At 69.3% G+C, this 17,130-nt stretch carries 16 protein-coding genes; all 16 read left to right on the top strand.

All coding sequences use genetic code 11. From position 1 onward, the window contains the following. Positions 1-226 precede the first annotated feature (226 nt). The 16 genes from thrB (at position 227) to atpA (ending at position 17,117) form a co-directional block, all read left to right on the top strand. On the top strand, positions 227-1,144 hold the full coding sequence (thrB, locus tag ACWD10_RS10230) for a homoserine kinase (RefSeq protein ID WP_451089022.1): 918 nt from the start codon (positions 227-229) through the stop codon (positions 1,142-1,144). Positions 1,145-1,531: 387 nt separating this feature from the next. Then, complete coding sequence (gene rho / locus ACWD10_RS10225; protein WP_451089020.1) at positions 1,532-3,595, top strand: transcription termination factor Rho; 2,064 nt, start codon at positions 1,532-1,534, stop codon at positions 3,593-3,595. Positions 3,596-3,826: 231 nt separating this feature from the next. Continuing rightward, positions 3,827-4,954 (top strand): LCP family protein, encoded by a 1,128-nt coding sequence (locus ACWD10_RS10220; RefSeq protein ID WP_451089018.1) that lies wholly within the window; start codon positions 3,827-3,829, stop codon positions 4,952-4,954. Between the two features lie 217 nt (positions 4,955-5,171). Then, the gene (gene rpmE / locus ACWD10_RS10215) at positions 5,172-5,396 is read left to right on the top strand and encodes a 50S ribosomal protein L31 (protein WP_055696813.1); all 225 of its coding nucleotides are present in this window, start codon (positions 5,172-5,174) and stop codon (positions 5,394-5,396) included. A gap of 129 nt (positions 5,397-5,525) precedes the next feature. Then, a complete protein-coding gene (gene prfA, locus ACWD10_RS10210; RefSeq protein ID WP_451089016.1) occupies positions 5,526-6,608 on the top strand; it encodes a peptide chain release factor 1 in 1,083 nt (360 codons plus the stop codon). An 87-nt stretch (positions 6,609-6,695) separates the two neighbouring features. After that, positions 6,696-7,553, top strand: a complete 858-nt coding sequence (prmC, locus tag ACWD10_RS10205; protein WP_451089014.1) for a peptide chain release factor N(5)-glutamine methyltransferase — start codon at positions 6,696-6,698, stop codon at positions 7,551-7,553. Between the two features lie 62 nt (positions 7,554-7,615). Further along, positions 7,616-8,263 carry an L-threonylcarbamoyladenylate synthase gene (locus tag ACWD10_RS10200; protein ID WP_451089012.1) on the top strand — a complete coding sequence of 216 codons (648 nt, stop codon included), beginning with the start codon at positions 7,616-7,618 and terminating at the stop codon, positions 8,261-8,263. Continuing rightward, a complete protein-coding gene (locus ACWD10_RS10195) occupies positions 8,260-8,910 on the top strand; it encodes an arsenate reductase/protein-tyrosine-phosphatase family protein (protein ID WP_451089010.1) in 651 nt (216 codons plus the stop codon). The genes ACWD10_RS10200 and ACWD10_RS10195 overlap by 4 nt, the downstream gene beginning before the upstream one ends. A gap of 115 nt (positions 8,911-9,025) precedes the next feature. Continuing rightward, on the top strand, positions 9,026-10,306 hold the full coding sequence (locus tag ACWD10_RS10190; RefSeq protein WP_451089008.1) for a serine hydroxymethyltransferase: 1,281 nt from the start codon (positions 9,026-9,028) through the stop codon (positions 10,304-10,306). A gap of 158 nt (positions 10,307-10,464) precedes the next feature. Beyond that, positions 10,465-11,790 (top strand): MraY family glycosyltransferase, encoded by a 1,326-nt coding sequence (locus tag ACWD10_RS10185; protein ID WP_451089006.1) that lies wholly within the window; start codon positions 10,465-10,467, stop codon positions 11,788-11,790. A gap of 347 nt (positions 11,791-12,137) precedes the next feature. After that, positions 12,138-12,575: a hypothetical protein gene (locus ACWD10_RS10180; protein WP_451089004.1), complete on the top strand. Its 438-nt coding sequence runs from the start codon at positions 12,138-12,140 to the stop codon at positions 12,573-12,575. Positions 12,576-12,848: 273 nt separating this feature from the next. After that, on the top strand, positions 12,849-13,619 hold the full coding sequence (gene atpB, locus ACWD10_RS10175; protein WP_451089273.1) for a F0F1 ATP synthase subunit A: 771 nt from the start codon (positions 12,849-12,851) through the stop codon (positions 13,617-13,619). A gap of 82 nt (positions 13,620-13,701) precedes the next feature. Continuing rightward, complete coding sequence (atpE, locus tag ACWD10_RS10170; RefSeq protein WP_451089002.1) at positions 13,702-13,938, top strand: ATP synthase F0 subunit C; 237 nt, start codon at positions 13,702-13,704, stop codon at positions 13,936-13,938. Between the two features lie 38 nt (positions 13,939-13,976). Further along, on the top strand, positions 13,977-14,525 hold the full coding sequence (locus ACWD10_RS10165) for a F0F1 ATP synthase subunit B (RefSeq protein WP_451089000.1): 549 nt from the start codon (positions 13,977-13,979) through the stop codon (positions 14,523-14,525). After that, complete coding sequence (locus ACWD10_RS10160) at positions 14,522-15,346, top strand: F0F1 ATP synthase subunit delta (RefSeq protein WP_451088998.1); 825 nt, start codon at positions 14,522-14,524, stop codon at positions 15,344-15,346. Before ACWD10_RS10165 ends, ACWD10_RS10160 begins: the two co-directional genes overlap by 4 nt. A 172-nt stretch (positions 15,347-15,518) precedes the next feature. After that, positions 15,519-17,117: a F0F1 ATP synthase subunit alpha gene (atpA, locus tag ACWD10_RS10155; protein WP_451088996.1), complete on the top strand. Its 1,599-nt coding sequence runs from the start codon at positions 15,519-15,521 to the stop codon at positions 17,115-17,117. Positions 17,118-17,130 lie beyond the last annotated feature (13 nt).

The following is a 17,130-nucleotide window of genomic DNA, read 5'->3' as shown; positions in this document are numbered from 1 at the left end:
GGGGCTTGTGACACGCATCGTGCGCCTCCTGTGCGCCCTATGTCGCAGCAGAACCTTCCTTCGATAGGCTGTACCGGACCCGCCTCGCCGCATATGCCGCGGCGCCGTCCCCCAGCGGCCTTACGGGCAATTCGTACCTCTGTCGTTCCCCTGGTCCAGGGGCTCTGGCAAGATCGTAAATACGCAGCTCACCATTCCGCAGCTCAACAAGGAGAGTCATCGAGCGATGGCCGGTCCCGCCTTCCGTGCCGCCGCCGTCCGGGTGCGCGTCCCCGCCACCAGCGCCAACCTCGGTCCGGGCTTCGACGCCCTGGGCCTCTCCCTCGCGCTGTACGACGACGTCGCCGTCAGGGTGGCCGACTCCGGCCTGCACATCGACATCGCGGGCGAGGGTTCCGAAACCCTGCCGCGCGATGAGAAACACCTGCTCGTACGCTCCCTGCGCACCGCCTTCGACCTGCTCGGCGGTCAGCCCCGCGGCCTCGAGGTGGTCTGCGCCAACCGCATCCCGCACGGCCGCGGCCTCGGCTCCTCGTCCGCCGCGATCTGCGCCGGAATCGTCGCCGCGCGAGCCGTAACCATAGGCGGGGACGCCAAGTTGGACGACGCCGCGCTGCTCGAACTCGCCACCGAGATCGAGGGCCACCCCGACAACGTCGCCGCCTGTCTGCTCGGCGGCTTCACGCTCTCGTGGATGGACGGGGGAGCCGCGCGGGCGATCAGGATGGATCCCGCTGATTCCATCGTTCCGGTGGTTTTCGTACCGGACAAGCCGGTCCTCACCGAGACCGCCCGAGGCCTGCTTCCGCGCACCGTCCCGCATGTGGACGCCGCGGCCAACGCCGGCCGGGCCGCCCTGCTCGTCGAGGCCCTGACGCGCCGCCCCGAGCTGCTCCTTCCCGCCACCGAGGACCGCCTGCACCAGGAGTACCGCGCCCCCGCGATGCCGGAGAGCGCGGCCCTGGTGGAGCGCCTGCGCGCGGACGGCGTGCCCGCCGTGATCTCGGGCGCGGGCCCCACGGTGCTCGCGCTCGCCGACGCCAGCGCGGCCGACAAGGTCGCCCGGCTCGCGGGCGAGGGCTGGGCGGCGAATCGCCTGGCCCTGGACACCGCGGGAGCGAGTGTGTTGCCGCTCGCGCCCTGATACACGTATGCCGGAGCAAGAGAGGGGGAATGTTTGTTGGATCCGGTAGTGTTAACCTCAAGTCAGCACATGGCGTCTGCATGGCGCGGTGCTTCGCGTCCCCGTCAGGTAATGAGCAGGGGACAGACCTTCTTCCGGGAGCCCCCCAAACTGCTTGATGCCACGCATTGAGCGGGCCTGAACACGCTCCGGAACCGGCGCGACCGAGCCGGGTGACACAGCAAGATCTGTGGTTCCCCGTCGGGTAACGCCGTCATCAAAGAACTCTTCCGCCGTTTCGGCGGGACCACCGCCCCGGCAGGACCGCAAGATCCAGGACACCCGCCGGACAGCACAACCGGTCGCCGAGCCAGACAGGCCGACGTCCGCTCCAGGGAAGGACCCTTCGTGAGCGACACCACCGATCTGATGGGCGTGACTGCCGACAGTACGGTCGAGACCGCTGCCGCGCCCGCCACGGACGCCTCTGCTGCGCCCTCGACCGGCAGCACGCGGCGGCGCCGCGGTACCGGCCTTGATGGCATGGTGCTGGCAGAGCTTCAGCAGGTCGCATCCGGCCTCGGGATCAGGGGCACCGCGCGGATGCGCAAGAGCCAGCTGATCGAGGTCATCAAGGAGGCCCAGGCCTCCGGCGGCTCGGCCGCCCCCGCGAAGAGCGCCGAGGGCGAGACCAAGCCGAAGCGCCGCGCCACCTCCAAGGCCCGTACCGGTGAGGCCGAGGCCCCGGAGAAGGCCGCCAAGGACACCGGCGCGAAGGCGGGTGCCGAGGGCGCCGCGAAGGCCGAACCGGCCGGTGCCCAGCAGCAGATCGACATTCCCGGCCAGCCCGCGAGCGACGACGCCCCGGCCGGTGAGCGCCGCGGCCGCCGCCGCGCCACCGCCGCCTCCGGCAGCCCCGAGGCCACCTCCGCGGAGGCCAAGAAGGGCGGCGCCGAGGCGGGCGCGGTCAAGACCGAGAAGGCCGAGAAGGTCGAAAAGGCTGACAAGGCCGACAAGTCCGAGAGGGGCGGCGAGGCCAAGGCCGAGGGCGCCGCCGACACCGCCGAAGGCCGTGGCCAGGGCCGCGGCGAGCGCGGCAACCGCCGTGAGCGCGAGCGCGGCCGCGACCGTGACCGCGATCGCGATCGCCGCAAGGGCGACGACCAGGGCGGCCAGGGCGGCGGCCAGGGCCGCAAGGACCAGCAGGGCGGCCGCCGGGACGATGACGACGACTTCGAGGGCGGGCGCCGCGGGCGCCGCGGCCGTTACCGCGACCGCCGTGGCCGCCGCGGCCGTGACGACGCGGGTGAGCCGCAGATCTCCGAGGACGACGTCCTGATCCCCGTCGCGGGCATCCTGGACATTCTCGACAACTACGCCTTCATCCGTACGTCCGGCTACCTGCCCGGCCCCAACGACGTGTACGTCTCCCTCGCCCAGGTCCGTAAGAACGGTCTGCGCAAGGGCGATCACGTCACCGGTGCGGTCCGTCAGCCGAAGGACGGCGAGCGCCGCGAGAAGTTCAACGCGCTCGTCCGGCTCGACTCCGTCAACGGCATGGCGCCCGAAACCGGCCGCGGCCGCCCGGAGTTCAACAAGCTGACGCCGCTGTACCCGCAGGAGCGGCTGCGCCTGGAGAACGAGCCGGGCAGCCTGTCGACCCGGATCATCGACCTCGTGTCGCCGATCGGTAAGGGCCAGCGCGGTCTGATCGTGGCCCCGCCGAAGACCGGTAAGACCATGATCCTGCAGGCGATCGCCAACGCGATCACGAACAACAACCCCGAGTGCCACCTCATGGTCGTCCTCGTCGATGAGCGTCCTGAAGAGGTCACCGACATGCAGCGGTCGGTCAAGGGCGAGGTCATCTCCTCGACCTTCGACCGTCCCGCCGAGGACCACACCACGGTCGCCGAGCTCGCCATCGAGCGCGCCAAGCGCCTGGTGGAGCTGGGGCACGACGTGGTCGTCCTGCTCGACTCCATCACCCGCCTCGGCCGTGCGTACAACCTCGCGGCCCCGGCCTCCGGGCGCATCCTGTCCGGTGGTGTCGACTCGACCGCGCTCTACCCGCCGAAGCGCTTCTTCGGTGCCGCGCGGAACATCGAGGACGGCGGCTCCCTGACGATCCTCGCCACCGCGCTCGTCGAGACCGGCTCGCGCATGGACGAGGTGATCTTCGAGGAGTTCAAGGGCACCGGCAACATGGAGCTCAAGCTCGACCGGAAGCTCGCCGACAAGCGGATCTTCCCGGCCGTGGACGTCGACCCGTCCGGCACCCGTAAGGAGGAGATCCTCCTCAACGGCGAAGAGCTGAACATCGTGTGGAAGCTGCGCCGGGTGCTGCACGCGCTCGACTCGCAGCAGGCGATCGAGCTGCTTCTCGACAAGATGAAGCAGACCAAGTCGAACGCCGAGTTCCTGATGCAGATCGCCAAGACGACTCCTACGCCGGGTAACGGCAACGACTGATCCGGCGGCCCCGGCCGTCGAACGGAGCCCCGCCCCCGTCACCGTGTGTGACGGGGGCGGGGCTCTTTTCGTCTTCGTGGGTGCGGCGAGAGGTTTCCCACAGGACCGGGTCTGTAGGGGTTCGCTTTTACGGAGTTCTTAATGTCCCGTGCAACCCTTTTGCGGCTGTCGACGTCTGACAAATGACGATGTCAGGCGAGCTCAAGACGATCCCGACGAGCTGAGGAGCGCATGCCCGAGAGTGACGATCCCCTGACGAGCCGACCGCGGCGGCGACGCGGCGGCACCGGCCGTCGGCGCAAGCCGCGCAGCACCCGCCGCAAGGCCCTCACCGTCACCGCGTGGGCGGCGGCATCCGTGGTGGTGCTCGGCGGGGCCGGCCTCGGCTATGTCTACTTCAAGCTCGACGGCAACCTCCGCGGCGTCGACATCAACGCGGCGCTCGGCACCGACCGCCCCGACGACGTCGACAACGGCTCGATGGACATCCTCGTGCTCGGCTCCGACTCCCGGGCCGGTGACAACGCGAAGTACGGGGGCGCCGACGAGGAGTCGGCACGCTCCGACACCGCGATGGTCGTGCACGTCTACGAGGGCAACAAGAAGGCCAGCGTGGTCTCCATACCCAGGGACACTCTGGTCACCCGGCCCGAGTGTCAGCGGACCGACGGCAATGGCACCGATCCCGGCGGCCCGCGGAAGATGTTCAACGAGTCCTACTCGGTCGGCGGGCCCGCCTGCGCCGTGAAGACCGTCGAGAAGATGTCCGGCATCCGCATGGACCACTACCTCGAGGTGGACTTCACCGGCTTCAAGGACCTCATAGACGAGCTGGGCGGCGTCGAGGTCACCACCGGCAAGGCGATCGACGACCCGGACAGCCACCTCAAGCTGCCGGCCGGCACCCACACCCTCAACGGCGAGCAGTCCCTCGGCCTCGTACGCACCCGCCATGCCGTCGGCGACGGCGGCGACCTCGGCCGAATACAGCTGCAACAGGCCTTCATCAAGGCGCTGATCAAGCAGGTCAAGGACGTCGGCGTCTTCACCAACCCGAAGAAGCTCTACGACCTCGCGGACGCCGCGACCAAGGCCGTCACCACCGACTCCGAGCTCGACGAGATCAAGGACCTGGTGGGCTTCGCGAACGGCCTCAAGGGCATCGACGCGAAGGACATGAAGATGATCACGCTCCCGGTGGCGCCCGACCCGAACGACCCGAACCGCGTCGAGCCGATCGACAAGGACACCCGCCTCGTCTGGAAGGCCCTCCACGCCGACAAGCCCATTCCCGCGGAGGCCACGAAGCGCTCGGCAGGCGACAAGGGCGAGGCCGGGGCGGTCGTGAAGAGCGACTGAAATAGAGCCCGTCCGGCGTTTGAGGACGAGCCCGAAGGGCGATATGCGGCGTCCGGGTCGAGGGCACGTCACGTCTCACCGGGCACGGGGAATACAGCGGCAGCGACCCCCGTTTTGGGGTATACGGCCGGTCCTGGCAGACTGGTACGTCGGCCCCGGTTCACGCACGAGCAACCCGCTCCTGCGACCCGGCGCCCTCCCGAAACTAGGAGACACCTTGAAGCGCGACATTCACCCCGAGTACGTCGAGACCCAGGTCAGCTGCACCTGCGGCGCGTCGTTCACCACTCGTAGCACCATCTCGTCCGGCACCGTCCGTGCCGAGGTCTGCTCCGAGTGCCACCCGTTCTACACGGGCAAGCAGAAGATCCTCGACACCGGTGGCCGTGTGGCCCGCTTCGAGGCCCGCTTCGGCAAGGCTGCTGGCTCCGCCAAGAAGTAGCGAGCTCTGCGCCGGTCCCGGTCGCTTCCCCGTGGAGCGACCAGGACCGGCGTTTTTGGTCGCTCACACCCCCTTTCGTACGCCCCGTGCCTCCGCCAGGAGCCGGGGGGACAGACCCAGGAGCCGTAGATGTTCGAGGCGGTCGAGGAACTCATCGTCGAGCACGCGACGCTCGAGAAGCAGCTCGCCGACCCGTCGGTGCACGCGGACCAGGCGAACGCCCGCAAGCTCAACAAGCGTTACGCCGAGCTGACCCCGATCATCGCCACGTACCGCTTCTGGAAGCAGACGGCCGGGGACATCGAGGCCGCCCGCGAACTGGCCGCCGACGACCCGGAGTTCGCGGCCGAGGTGAAGGAGCTCGAGGAGCGGCGCGAGGAGCTCACCGAGGAGCTGCGGCTCCAGCTGATGCCCCGCGACCCCAGCGACGACAAGGACGTGCTCCTGGAGATCAAGGCGGGCGCGGGCGGCGACGAATCCGCCCTGTTCGCCGGAGACCTCCTTCGGATGTATCTGCGGTACGCGGAGCGCGTGGGCTGGAAGACCGAGATCATCGACGCCACCGAGTCCGAACTCGGCGGCTACAAGGATGTTCAGGTCGCGGTCAAGACCAAGGGCGGCCAGAGCCCGGAGCCCGGGCAGGGCGTATGGGCGCGGCTGAAGTACGAGGGCGGGGTGCACCGGGTGCAGCGGGTGCCCGCCACCGAGTCGCAGGGCCGCATCCACACCTCGGCGGCCGGGGTGCTCGTCACGCCCGAGGCCGAGGAGATCGACGTCGAGATCAACCCGAACGATCTGCGGATCGACGTCTACCGGTCCTCCGGTCCGGGCGGCCAGTCGGTCAACACCACCGACTCCGCGGTCCGGATCACGCACATTCCGACCGGAGTTGTGGCTTCCTGCCAGAACGAGAAGAGTCAGCTCCAGAACAAGGAGCAGGCGATGCGTATCCTGCGCTCCAGGCTGCTCGCCGCGGCGCAGGAGGAGGCCGAGAGCAAGGCCGCGGACGCCCGCCGCAGCCAGGTCCGTACCGTCGACCGCTCCGAGAAGATCCGCACGTACAACTTCCCGGAGAACCGCATCTCCGACCACCGGGTGGGCTTCAAGGCGTACAACTTGGACCAGGTACTCGACGGCGAACTGGACGCGGTGATCCAGGCGTGCGTCGACGCGGACGCGGCGGCGAAGCTCGCGGCCGCGGACGGCAGCTGAGGCCGCAGGGCCTCACCAGGCAGCAAGGCAGCAAGTAACCACGGCGGTCGGCGACACCCAGCCGGTCAGCGACTACGGAGGACGGGCGTGAACCTACTGCTCGCCGAGGTGGCCCAGGCCACCCAGCGGTTGGCCGACGCCGGCGTGCCCTCACCGCGGTTCGACGCGGAGGAGCTCGCCGCCTTCGTGCACGGCGTCAAGCGCGGAGAGCTGCACAACGTCAAGGACGCGGACTTCGATGCCCGCTACTGGGAGGCCGTCTCCCGGCGCGAGGCCCGCGAGCCGTTGCAGCACATCACCGGGCGCGCCTTCTTCCGCTACCTGGAACTCCAGGTCGGGCCAGGGGTGTTCGTGCCCCGGCCGGAGACCGAGTCGGTGGTCGGCTGGGCCATAGACGCCGTGCGTGCGATGGATGTGGTCGAGCCGCTCATCGTCGACCTGTGCACCGGCTCCGGGGCGATCGCCCTGGCCCTCGCGCAGGAGGTGCCGCGGTCGCGGGTGCATGCCGTGGAGCTGTCCGAGGACGCCCTGGTGTGGACCCGTAAGAACGTCGCCAACAACCCCGGCGGGGCGCGCGTCGTTCTCCACCAGGGGGACGCGCTGACCGCGCTCCCCGACCTGGACGGCCAGGTCGACCTGGTCATCTCCAATCCGCCGTACATCCCGCTGACCGAGTGGGAGTACGTCGCCCCGGAGGCCCGCGACCACGACCCCGACCTCGCGCTCTTCTCCGGCGAGGACGGCCTCGACACCATCCGGGGCCTGGAGCGCACCGCCCACCGGCTGCTCCGCCCCGGCGGCATCGTGGTCATCGAGCACGCCGACACCCAGGGCGGCCAAGTGCCGTGGATCTTCACCGAGGAACTGGGCTGGGCGGACGCTGCCGACCACCCCGACCTCAACAACCGGCCGCGGTTCGCCACCGCCCGCAAGGCGCTGCCGTGACCCCGCGGACCGGCACCACCGGAAACATCATGACTGTGTACGCGTACGAGGAGGCTCGCTAGATGGCACGGCGATACGACACGAACGACGCGACCGACCGCGCGACCGGTCTGCGTGAGGCCGCGTCCGCCGTCCGCCGCGGCGAACTGGTCGTGCTGCCCACCGACACCGTGTACGGGATCGGGGCCGACGCCTTCAGCAGCGAGGCCGTCACCGACCTCCTGGCCGCCAAGGGCCGGGGCCGCAATATGCCCACGCCCGTCCTGATCGGCTCCCCGAACACGCTGCACGGACTGGTCACCGACTTCTCCGAGCTGGCCTGGGAGCTGGTCGACGCGTTCTGGCCGGGCGCGCTCACGCTGGTCGCCAAGCACCAGCCGTCGCTGCAGTGGGACCTGGGCGACACCCGTGGCACCGTCGCGATCCGGATGCCGCTGCACCCGGTCGCCATCGAACTGCTCACCGACGTCGGCCCGATGGCGGTGTCCTCCGCGAACCTCACCGGGCACCCGGCCCCGGAGGACTGCGACGCCGCGCAGGAGATGCTCGGCGACTCGGTCTCCGTCTACCTGGACGGCGGGCCGACCCCGGGCATCGTCCCGTCGTCGATCGTGGACGTCACCGGCAAGGTCCCGGTGCTGCTGCGTGAGGGCGCCCTGGACGCGGACGAGTTGCGCAAGGTCGTACCCGGCCTCGAGGTGGCCAATTGACCGGCCCCGAGGGGCGTGGCATAGCGGGCCGACCCGGCCTTACGGGAAGCTTCCGCATCCTCCACGTCAGCACCGGCAATGTCTGCCGCTCGCCCATCACCGAGCGGCTGAACCGTCATGCCCTGGCGCACCGCCTGGGTGACGCGCGCTCCAACGGCCTGATCGTGGAGAGCGCGGGCACCTGGGGCCATGAGGGCGCCGCCATGGAGGCCAACGCCGCCACCGTGCTCGCCGACTTCGGCGCGGACTCCTCCGGGTTCGTCGGCCGAGAGCTCCTCGACGAGCACGTCATCCGCGCCGACCTGGTGCTCACCGCGACCCGGGACCACCGGGCCCAGGTGATCTCCATGGGACACAGCGCGGGCCTGCGGACCTTCACCCTGAAGGAGTTCACCCGGCTCGTACGGGCCATAGATCCGGCCACCTTGCCCGACCCGCTGCACGACGGCGTGGTGGAGCGCGCCCGCGCTCTGGTGCGGGCCGCGGCGGCACTGCGCGGCTGGCTGCTCGCGCCGGACGCGGACGCGGACGAGGTGTACGACCCGTACGGGGCGCCGCTGCCGCTGTTCCGGTCGATCGGCGATGAGATCAATGAGGCGTTGGAGCCGGTGGTGACGGCACTGACCGGATTGCCCGCGCACCACTAGAGAGCACCAGAGAGCACGAGGGAGCACGAGAGAGCCCGTCCGTGCGCGAGCCGAAGGCACGGATCCGGCCTACATTTGGAGGTGCCGCAGCCCTCCTTCGAGGTCGGAGCCCCATATGCCGGTCAGCCCCGCTCCCACCACCCCCGCCGTCTCGTACCCCAGCGGAGGCGTGGACGCCCTGCGCCGCCAGGATCCGGAACTGGCCGATGTGCTGCTCGGTGAGGCGGCCCGGCAAGCGGACGGGCTCCAGCTGATCGCCGCCGAGAACTTCACCTCACCCACCGTGCTCGCGGCCCTCGGTTCGCCGCTGGCCAACAAGTACGCGGAGGGCTATCCGGGCGCCCGCCACCACGGTGGCTGTGAGCTCGTCGACGTCGCCGAGCGGCTCGCCGTCGACCGCGCCAAGGCCCTCTTCGGCGCCGAACACGCCAATGTGCAGCCGCACTCGGGGTCCGCCGCGGTGCTCGCCGCGTACGCCGCGCTGCTGCGACCCGGCGACACGGTGCTCGCGATGGGGCTGGCGCACGGCGGGCATCTCACGCACGGCTCGCCCGCCAACTTCTCCGGCCGCTGGTTCGAGTTCATCCCTTACGGCGTCGACGCGGAGAGCGGCCTCGTCGACTACGACCAGGTCCGCACCCTGGCCCGCGCCCACCGGCCCAAGGCGATCGTGTGCGGCTCGATCTCCTATCCGCGCCACCTCGACTACGCCGCCTTCCGTGAGATCGCCGACGAGGTGGGCGCCTGCCTGATCGCCGACGCGGCGCACCCGCTCGGCCTGGTCGCCGGGGGAGCGGCGCCCAATCCGGTGCCGTACGCGGACGTGGTGTGCGCCACCACGCACAAGGTCCTTCGCGGCCCCCGGGGCGGCCTGATCCTCTGCGGGGCCGGGCTCGCGGACCGTATCGACCGCGCGGTGTTTCCTTTCACCCAGGGCGGCGCGCAGATGCACACGATCGCCGCCAAGGCCGTCGCCTTCGGCGAGGCGGCGACGCCCGCCTTCACCGCGTACGCCCATCAGGTCGTCGCCAACGCGCGGACGCTCGCCGAGTGCCTGGCCGACGAGGGCCTCACGATCACCACCGGCGGCACGGACACCCACCTGATCACCGCCGACCCGGCACCGCTCGGCCTGGACGCCCCCACGGCCCGCGGCCGCCTCGCCGCGGCGGGCCTGGTCCTGGACACCTGCGCGCTGCCGTACGGAAACGCGCGCGGCCTGCGCCTGGGGACCGCGGCGGTGACCACGCAGGGGATGAGCCCGGCGGACATGTCCCGCATCGCCGAGCTGTTCGCGCTCGCCCTGCGGGACGAGGGGACCAGCGAGTCCACAGCCGGGGTGCGCGACGAGGTTCGGAATCTGGCGCGGCACTTTCCGCCGTATGCGGGCGCCTGAGCGGCTGAGCGGCGGGCGGATACGGGCCGTCGAGGGGCGGCGTACCGGGGGTGATCGGCCGGTGTGGAACCGTCGACGCTACCCGGACGTCTCAACCGGTATGCGTACGCGGCTAGGGTGTGGGGCTGAGATGGCCAGCGATACCTGTGGGGAAGCCCGTGCGTGAATACCTGTTGACGCTCTGCGTCACGGCCGCGGTCACCTATCTGCTGACCGGGCCGGTGCGGAAGTTCGCCATCGTCGCCGGGGCGATGCCGGAGATCCGCGCGCGGGACGTGCACCGGGAACCGACGCCGCGGCTCGGCGGTATCGCCATGTTCTTCGGCCTGTGCGCGGGCCTGCTCGTCGCCGACCACCTCGACAACCTCAACGAGGTGTTCGAGAACTCGAACGAGCCTCGGGCGTTGCTCTCCGGGGCCGCCCTGATCTGGCTGATCGGCGTCCTGGACGACAAGTTCGAGATCGACGCCCTGGTGAAGCTCGGCGGCCAGATGATCGCCGCGGGCGTGATGGTGATGCAGGGTCTGACGATCCTGTGGCTGCCGGTGCCCGGCGTCGGCTCGGTCTCGCTGACCCAGTGGCAGGGCACGCTCCTGACCGTCGCGCTCGTCCTGATCACCATCAACGCGGTGAACTTCGTGGATGGCCTGGACGGCTTGGCCGCGGGCATGGTGTGCATCGCGACGGCGGCGTTCTTCCTGTACGCGTACCGCATCTGGTACTCGTACGGCATCGAGTCGGCGGCTCCCGCGACGCTCTTCGCGGCCATCCTCATGGGCATGTGCCTGGGCTTCCTGCCGCACAACATGCACCCGGCGCGGATCTTCATGGGCGACTCCGGCTCGATGCTGATCGGCCTGGTGCTCGCCGCGGGTGCGATCTCCATCACGGGTCAGGTGGACCCGGACGCGATGAATCTCTTCGCCGGTTCGGAGCGCTCGGCCGTGCACCAGACGGTGCCCGTGTACATCCCGCTCCTTCTGCCTCTGACGATCATCGCGGTGCCGGCCGCGGACCTGGTGCTCGCGGTGGTACGGCGGACCTGGCGCGGTCAGTCGCCGTTCGCCGCCGACCGGGGGCACCTGCACCACCGGCTCCTGGAGATCGGGCACTCGCACAGCCGCGCCGTGCTGATCATGTACTTCTGGTCCGGGCTCGCCGCCTTCGGCACGCTCGCGTACTCGGTGCACTCGGCGTCGATGTGGATCGTCCTGGGCCTGGTGATGCTGAGCTTCGTGGGCCTGGTCCTGCTGCTGCTCCCGCGGTTCACGCCGCATGCGCCGTACTGGGCGGAGCGGTTCGTACCGCCTCGGTACCGGCGGGCGCGGCAGCCCGAGCTCGAGCCGGAGCCTGCCGCCCCGGTCGCCGCGAGGCCCGTGGTGGACCGGCCCGCCAAGCCGAGGGCGAACGGGGCCACGGCCATCGGCGCCAGGTCGCGGCTCGCGGAGCGGGCGCGTGCCTCGGCCGACCGCTCGGGCGTCTAGACGCCGGGGCGTCCCGAGGCGCGTCAATGGCAGTGAGGGCCTAGGACGGCTCGTTCCCGCCGCATTGACCGATTAACGCCCCTCGAGCCGCCGCGAAATCCGCCCAATACCAGACAAGTCTCGCGCACGGGCGCACAGACGCGCGGGTTACCTCTCATGTGTGACGGCACGCACACCCAGCAGGTAAAGACCTCATCAAATAGTTTGTGATACCGTTCACGAGATCCCGGGATAGGGCCGAAGGACCGTAGTGCGACGGTCCGTTGGCACCAGGAGCGATCTGCGCCCGGGCTTACGCTCGTCCATGACGACAACTCGTCCTTGAAGCAAGAACCGGAGCTGCCGCCATGCCGTCTCTCGACGCCCGGACTCTCCTCCCCATCGCCGTACCCACGGCCGCGGTTGGCGCTGTCGCCGCCGTCGTCAGCGCCGTGGTCGCGGGCGGTCAGGGAGCGGTCGGTGCTGTCGTCGGCACGCTGGTGGTCATGGTGTTCATGGGGGCAGGGATTCTCGGCCTGCAGTACACGGCCAAGCAATGGCCGTATCTGTTCCAGGCAATGGGCCTGATGCTCTACACGACGCAATTGCTCGTCCTCTTCGTCTTTGTCGCCGTCTTCAAGGACACGACGCTCTTCAATCCCAGGACCTTCGCCGCGGCGATCGTGGCAGCGACCATCACCTGGGTCGCCGCGATGGCCGTCGCTCACAAGAAGGCCAAGATTTTCTACGTCGATCCGGGCACTTCGGATGCGCGGCAGAACGAGAAGTCGGGGTCCTCGTCGTGAGAGGTAGGGCCGGGATAAAGAGCCGTCGGGGATCCTGCTATCGTCCGGTGCCAACTGCGGCACAGCGGGCGCGGGCATCCGAGCTGACGCCTGTTCCATCGCGAGGCTCAGAGCCTGATCGCCGCCCCCACATCCGAAACACCAGTCCGGTGCCGACCCGCGGCTGCGCGCCGCGCCGAGACAACGAGGTTGCCGTACCTATGCGTCACGCCGAAGGAGCCCGCGGTGAGTGCTGAACAGACCGAGCTCGCCTTTGACTGGAGCTGTCGGATCATGTCCGACAACGGCTGCGGCTTCCCGGCTCCGGGCCTGCACTCGTTCCTCTTCAAGCCGATTGCCACCATCGGCGGGTTCGAGTTCAACAAGGTGATGCTCCTTGCTCTGATCGCGACCGGCGTCGTGGTCACCTTCTTCACTCTTGCCTTTGGCAAGGCGAAGGTCGTGCCCGGCAAGCTCCAGCTCGCCGCCGAGGCCGGATATGACTTCGTGCGCCGCGGAATCGTCTACGAGACCCTCGGCAAGAAGGAGGGCGAGAAGTTCGTCCCCCTGGTGGTCTCGCTCTTCTTCTTCATCTGGATCATGAACATCTGGTCCGTGATCCCGCTGGCTCAGTTCCCGGTCTCCTCGGTGATCGCTTACCCGGCCGTGCTTGCCGCCATCGTGTACCTGGTCTGGGTGCCGCTGACCTTCAAGCGCCACGGCTTCGTCGGCGGCTGGAAGAACGTCACGGGGTACGACCCGTCGCTCGGCCCGATCAAGTGGCTCGTCTCGTTCATCGAGTTCTTCTCGAACCTGCTTGTGCGGCCCTTTACGCACGCGGTGCGACTCTTCGCGAACATGTTCGCGGGTCACCTGATGCTGGTGATGTTCACCGTCGCCTCCTGGTACCTGCTGAACTCCTGGCTGATCCCGGCCGCCGGTGTCTCCTTCGTGATGACCGTCGGGTTGATCATCTTCGAGCTCTTCATTCAGGCCGTCCAGGCTTACGTCTTCGTGCTGCTTACCTGCACGTACATCCAGGGCGCGGTCGCCGAGCACCACTGAGCCACCCCGCCCACTCGTAACCCCCCAGATTCGTCCGGTGGCCAACCCCCACCGGTTCGGTAAAAGAGAAGGAAGTAACGGCATGTCCGCGACCCTCGACCTCGCCGCTGTCACCGGTTCGCTCGGCTCCATCGGCTACGGTCTCGCCGCCATCGGCCCCGGCATCGGCGTCGGCATCGTCTTCGGTAACGGCACCCAGGCCCTGGCCCGCCAGCCCGAGGCCGCCGGCCTGATCCGTGCCAACCAGATCCTGGGTTTCGCCTTCTGTGAGGCGCTCGCCCTCATCGGCATTGTTATGCCGTTCGTGTTCGGTCAGTGAGCATCTCTTACTGAACACTTTCGACGAAAGGCACTGACGTGATCGACAGCTTGATTCAGCTGGCGGCCGAGGAGAAGCAGAACCCGCTTGTCCCGCCCGGCCCCGAGCTGCTCGTCGGCACCATCGCCTTCGCCATCGTCTTCTTCTTCTTCTGGAAGAAGCTTCTCCCGAACATCAACAAGGTTCTGGAAGAGCGCCGAGAGGCGATCGAAGGCGGTATTGAGAAGGCCGAGGCCGCCCAGACCGAGGCCCAGAGCGTGCTCGAGCAGTACAAGGCTCAGCTCGCCGAGGCCCGGCACGAGGCCGCCCGCCTGCGCCAGGAGGCGCAGGAGCAGGGTGCTCAGCTCATCGCCGAGATGCGCGCCGAGGGCCAGCGGCAGCGTGAGGAGATCATCGCTGCCGGCCACGCGCAGATCGAGGCCGACCGCAAGGCCGCCGCGCAGACGCTGCGTCAGGACGTCGGCCAGCTGGCCACCACCCTGGCCGGCAAGCTCGTCGGCGAGTCCCTCGAGGACCACGCCCGGCAGAGCCGCACCATCGACCGCTTCCTCGACGAGCTCGAGGCGCAGGCCGAGGCGACGCGATGACGGCGGCGAACGGAGCCAGCCGCGGGGCCAAGGCCGACGCGCGGGAGCGGCTCGACGCGCTGACCGACAGCACGTCGGTGGACGCGGTGACGCTCGCCGACGAGCTGGCCGAGGTCACCGCGCTGCTCGACCGCGAGGTGTCGCTGCGTCGGATCCTGACCGATCCGGCGCAGGGAGCCGACGCCAAGGCGGAGCTCGTGGGACGGCTGCTCGGCAGCCAGGTGGGCGGCGAGGCCGCCGACCTGGTCGCCGGTCTGGTCCGCGCCCGCTGGTCGCGCTCGCGTGACCTGGTGGACACGCTCGAGGAGCTGGCGAACCTCGCCGACCTCACCGCAGCCCAGAAGGCGGGCAAGCTCGACAACGTCGAGGACGAGCTGTTCCGGTTCGGCCGGATCGTCACTTCGAGCACCGAGCTGCGCGCCGCGCTCACCAACCGCGCCGCCGGGGTTTCGGCCAAGGGCGAGCTGCTGCGCAGCCTGCTCGGCGGCCGTGCCGAATCGGCCACGGAGCGGCTGATCGGGCGTCTGGTGACACATCCGCGGGGACGTAGCCTGGAAGCGGGACTCGAGTCCCTCGCCAAGCTCGCCGCGGACCGCCGGGACCGCATGGTCGCGGTAGTCACCTCGGCGGTGCCGCTGTCCGACGGGCAGAAGCAGCGCCTTGCCGGTGCGCTGGCCACGCTGTACGGCCGGCAGATGCACCTCAACCTCGATGTGGACCCCGAGGTCCTCGGCGGGATCAGGGTGCAGGTCGGCGACGAGGTGATCAACGGCTCGATCGCGGACCGCCTCGAAGACGCGAGCCGCCGGATGGCGAGCTGACGGCACCCCGGGCTGCCCGGGCAGCCTGGCTGACCGGAACGCCGCAAGACCAACTCAACTAGCTAGACCAACGGCCCGAGTTGGGCCGTGCAGATGATGCAGAGGTTTCTGGGGGGACCCCCCAGATCCCCCAAAGAAACTTCGGGCCCAACAAGGAGAGCAGGGAACCCAGATGGCGGAGCTCACGATCCGGCCGGAGGAGATCCGGGACGCGCTGGAGAACTTTGTCCAGGCGTACAAGCCGGACGCGGCCTCGCGCGAGGAGGTCGGAACGGTCACCCTGGCCGGCGATGGCATCGCGAAGGTCGAGGGCCTGCCCTCGGCCATGGCCAACGAACTGCTGAAGTTCGAGGACGGCACCCTCGGTCTCGCTCTGAACCTCGAAGAGCGCGAGATCGGTTCCATCGTCCTCGGTGAGTTCAGCGGCATCGAGGAGGGCCAGCCGGTGCAGCGCACGGGCGAGGTCCTGTCGGTCGGCGTCGGCGAGGGCTACCTCGGCCGTGTGGTCGACCCGCTCGGCACCCCGATCGACGGCCTCGGCGAGATCGAGACCACCGGCCGCCGCGCCCTCGAGCTGCAGGCCCCCACGGTCATGCAGCGCAAGTCGGTGCACGAGCCGATGGAGACCGGCTACAAGGCCGTCGACGCGATGACCCCGATCGGCCGTGGCCAGCGCCAGCTGGTCATCGGTGACCGCCAGACCGGTAAGACCGCCCTGGCCGTCGACACGATCATCAACCAGCGCGACAACTGGCGCTCCGGTGACGTGAACAAGCAGGTCCGCTGCATCTACGTCGCCATCGGTCAGAAGGGTTCCACCATCGCCTCGGTGCGCGGTGCCCTCGAAGAGGCCGGCGCCCTGGAGTACACGACCATCGTCGCCGCTCCGGCGTCCGACCCGGCGGGCTTCAAGTACCTGGCGCCCTACACCGGTTCGGCCATCGGCCAGCACTGGATGTACGAGGGCAAGCACGTCCTCATCATCTTCGACGACCTCTCCAAGCAGGCCGACGCCTACCGCGCCGTGTCCCTGCTGCTCCGCCGTCCGCCGGGCCGTGAGGCCTACCCGGGCGACGTGTTCTACCTGCACTCCCGGCTGCTCGAGCGCTGCGCCAAGCTCTCGGACGACATGGGCAAGGGCTCGATGACCGGTCTGCCGATCGTCGAGACCAAGGCGAACGACGTGTCGGCGTTCATTCCGACCAACGTCATCTCCATCACCGACGGCCAGTGCTTCCTGGAGTCGGACCTCTTCAACGCCGGTCAGCGCCCCGCGCTGAACGTCGGTATCTCCGTCTCCCGAGTCGGTGGTTCCGCGCAGCACAAGGCGATGAAGCAGGTCTCCGGCCGCCTCCGTGTGGACCTCGCCCAGTTCCGTGAGCTGGAGGCGTTCGCCGCCTTCGGTTCCGACCTGGACGCCGCGTCGAAGGCTCAGCTGGAGCGCGGTCAGCGGATGGTCGAGCTGCTCAAGCAGGCCCAGTACCAGCCGATGGCCACCGAGGACCAGGTCGTCTCCGTGTGGGCCGGCACCACCGGCAAGATGGACGACGTACCGGTCGGCGACATCCGCCGCTTCGAGAAGGAGCTCCTCGACTACCTGCACCGCAAGGAGCAGGGTCTGATGACCTCCATCAAGGAGGGCGGCAAGATGTCGGACGACACCCTCGTCGCCGTCGCCGACGCCATCGCGGAGTTCAAGAAGCAGTTCGAGACCTCGGACGGCAAGCTGATCGGCGAGGACGCTCCGGCTGCCGTCGACGTCTCCAAGTGACGACGGAAGGGAC

The organism is Streptomyces sp. NPDC002851 (assembly GCF_053591935.1).
Note: the sequence above shows the minus strand (reverse complement) of the source record. Positions and strands in the feature narration are given on the sequence as shown.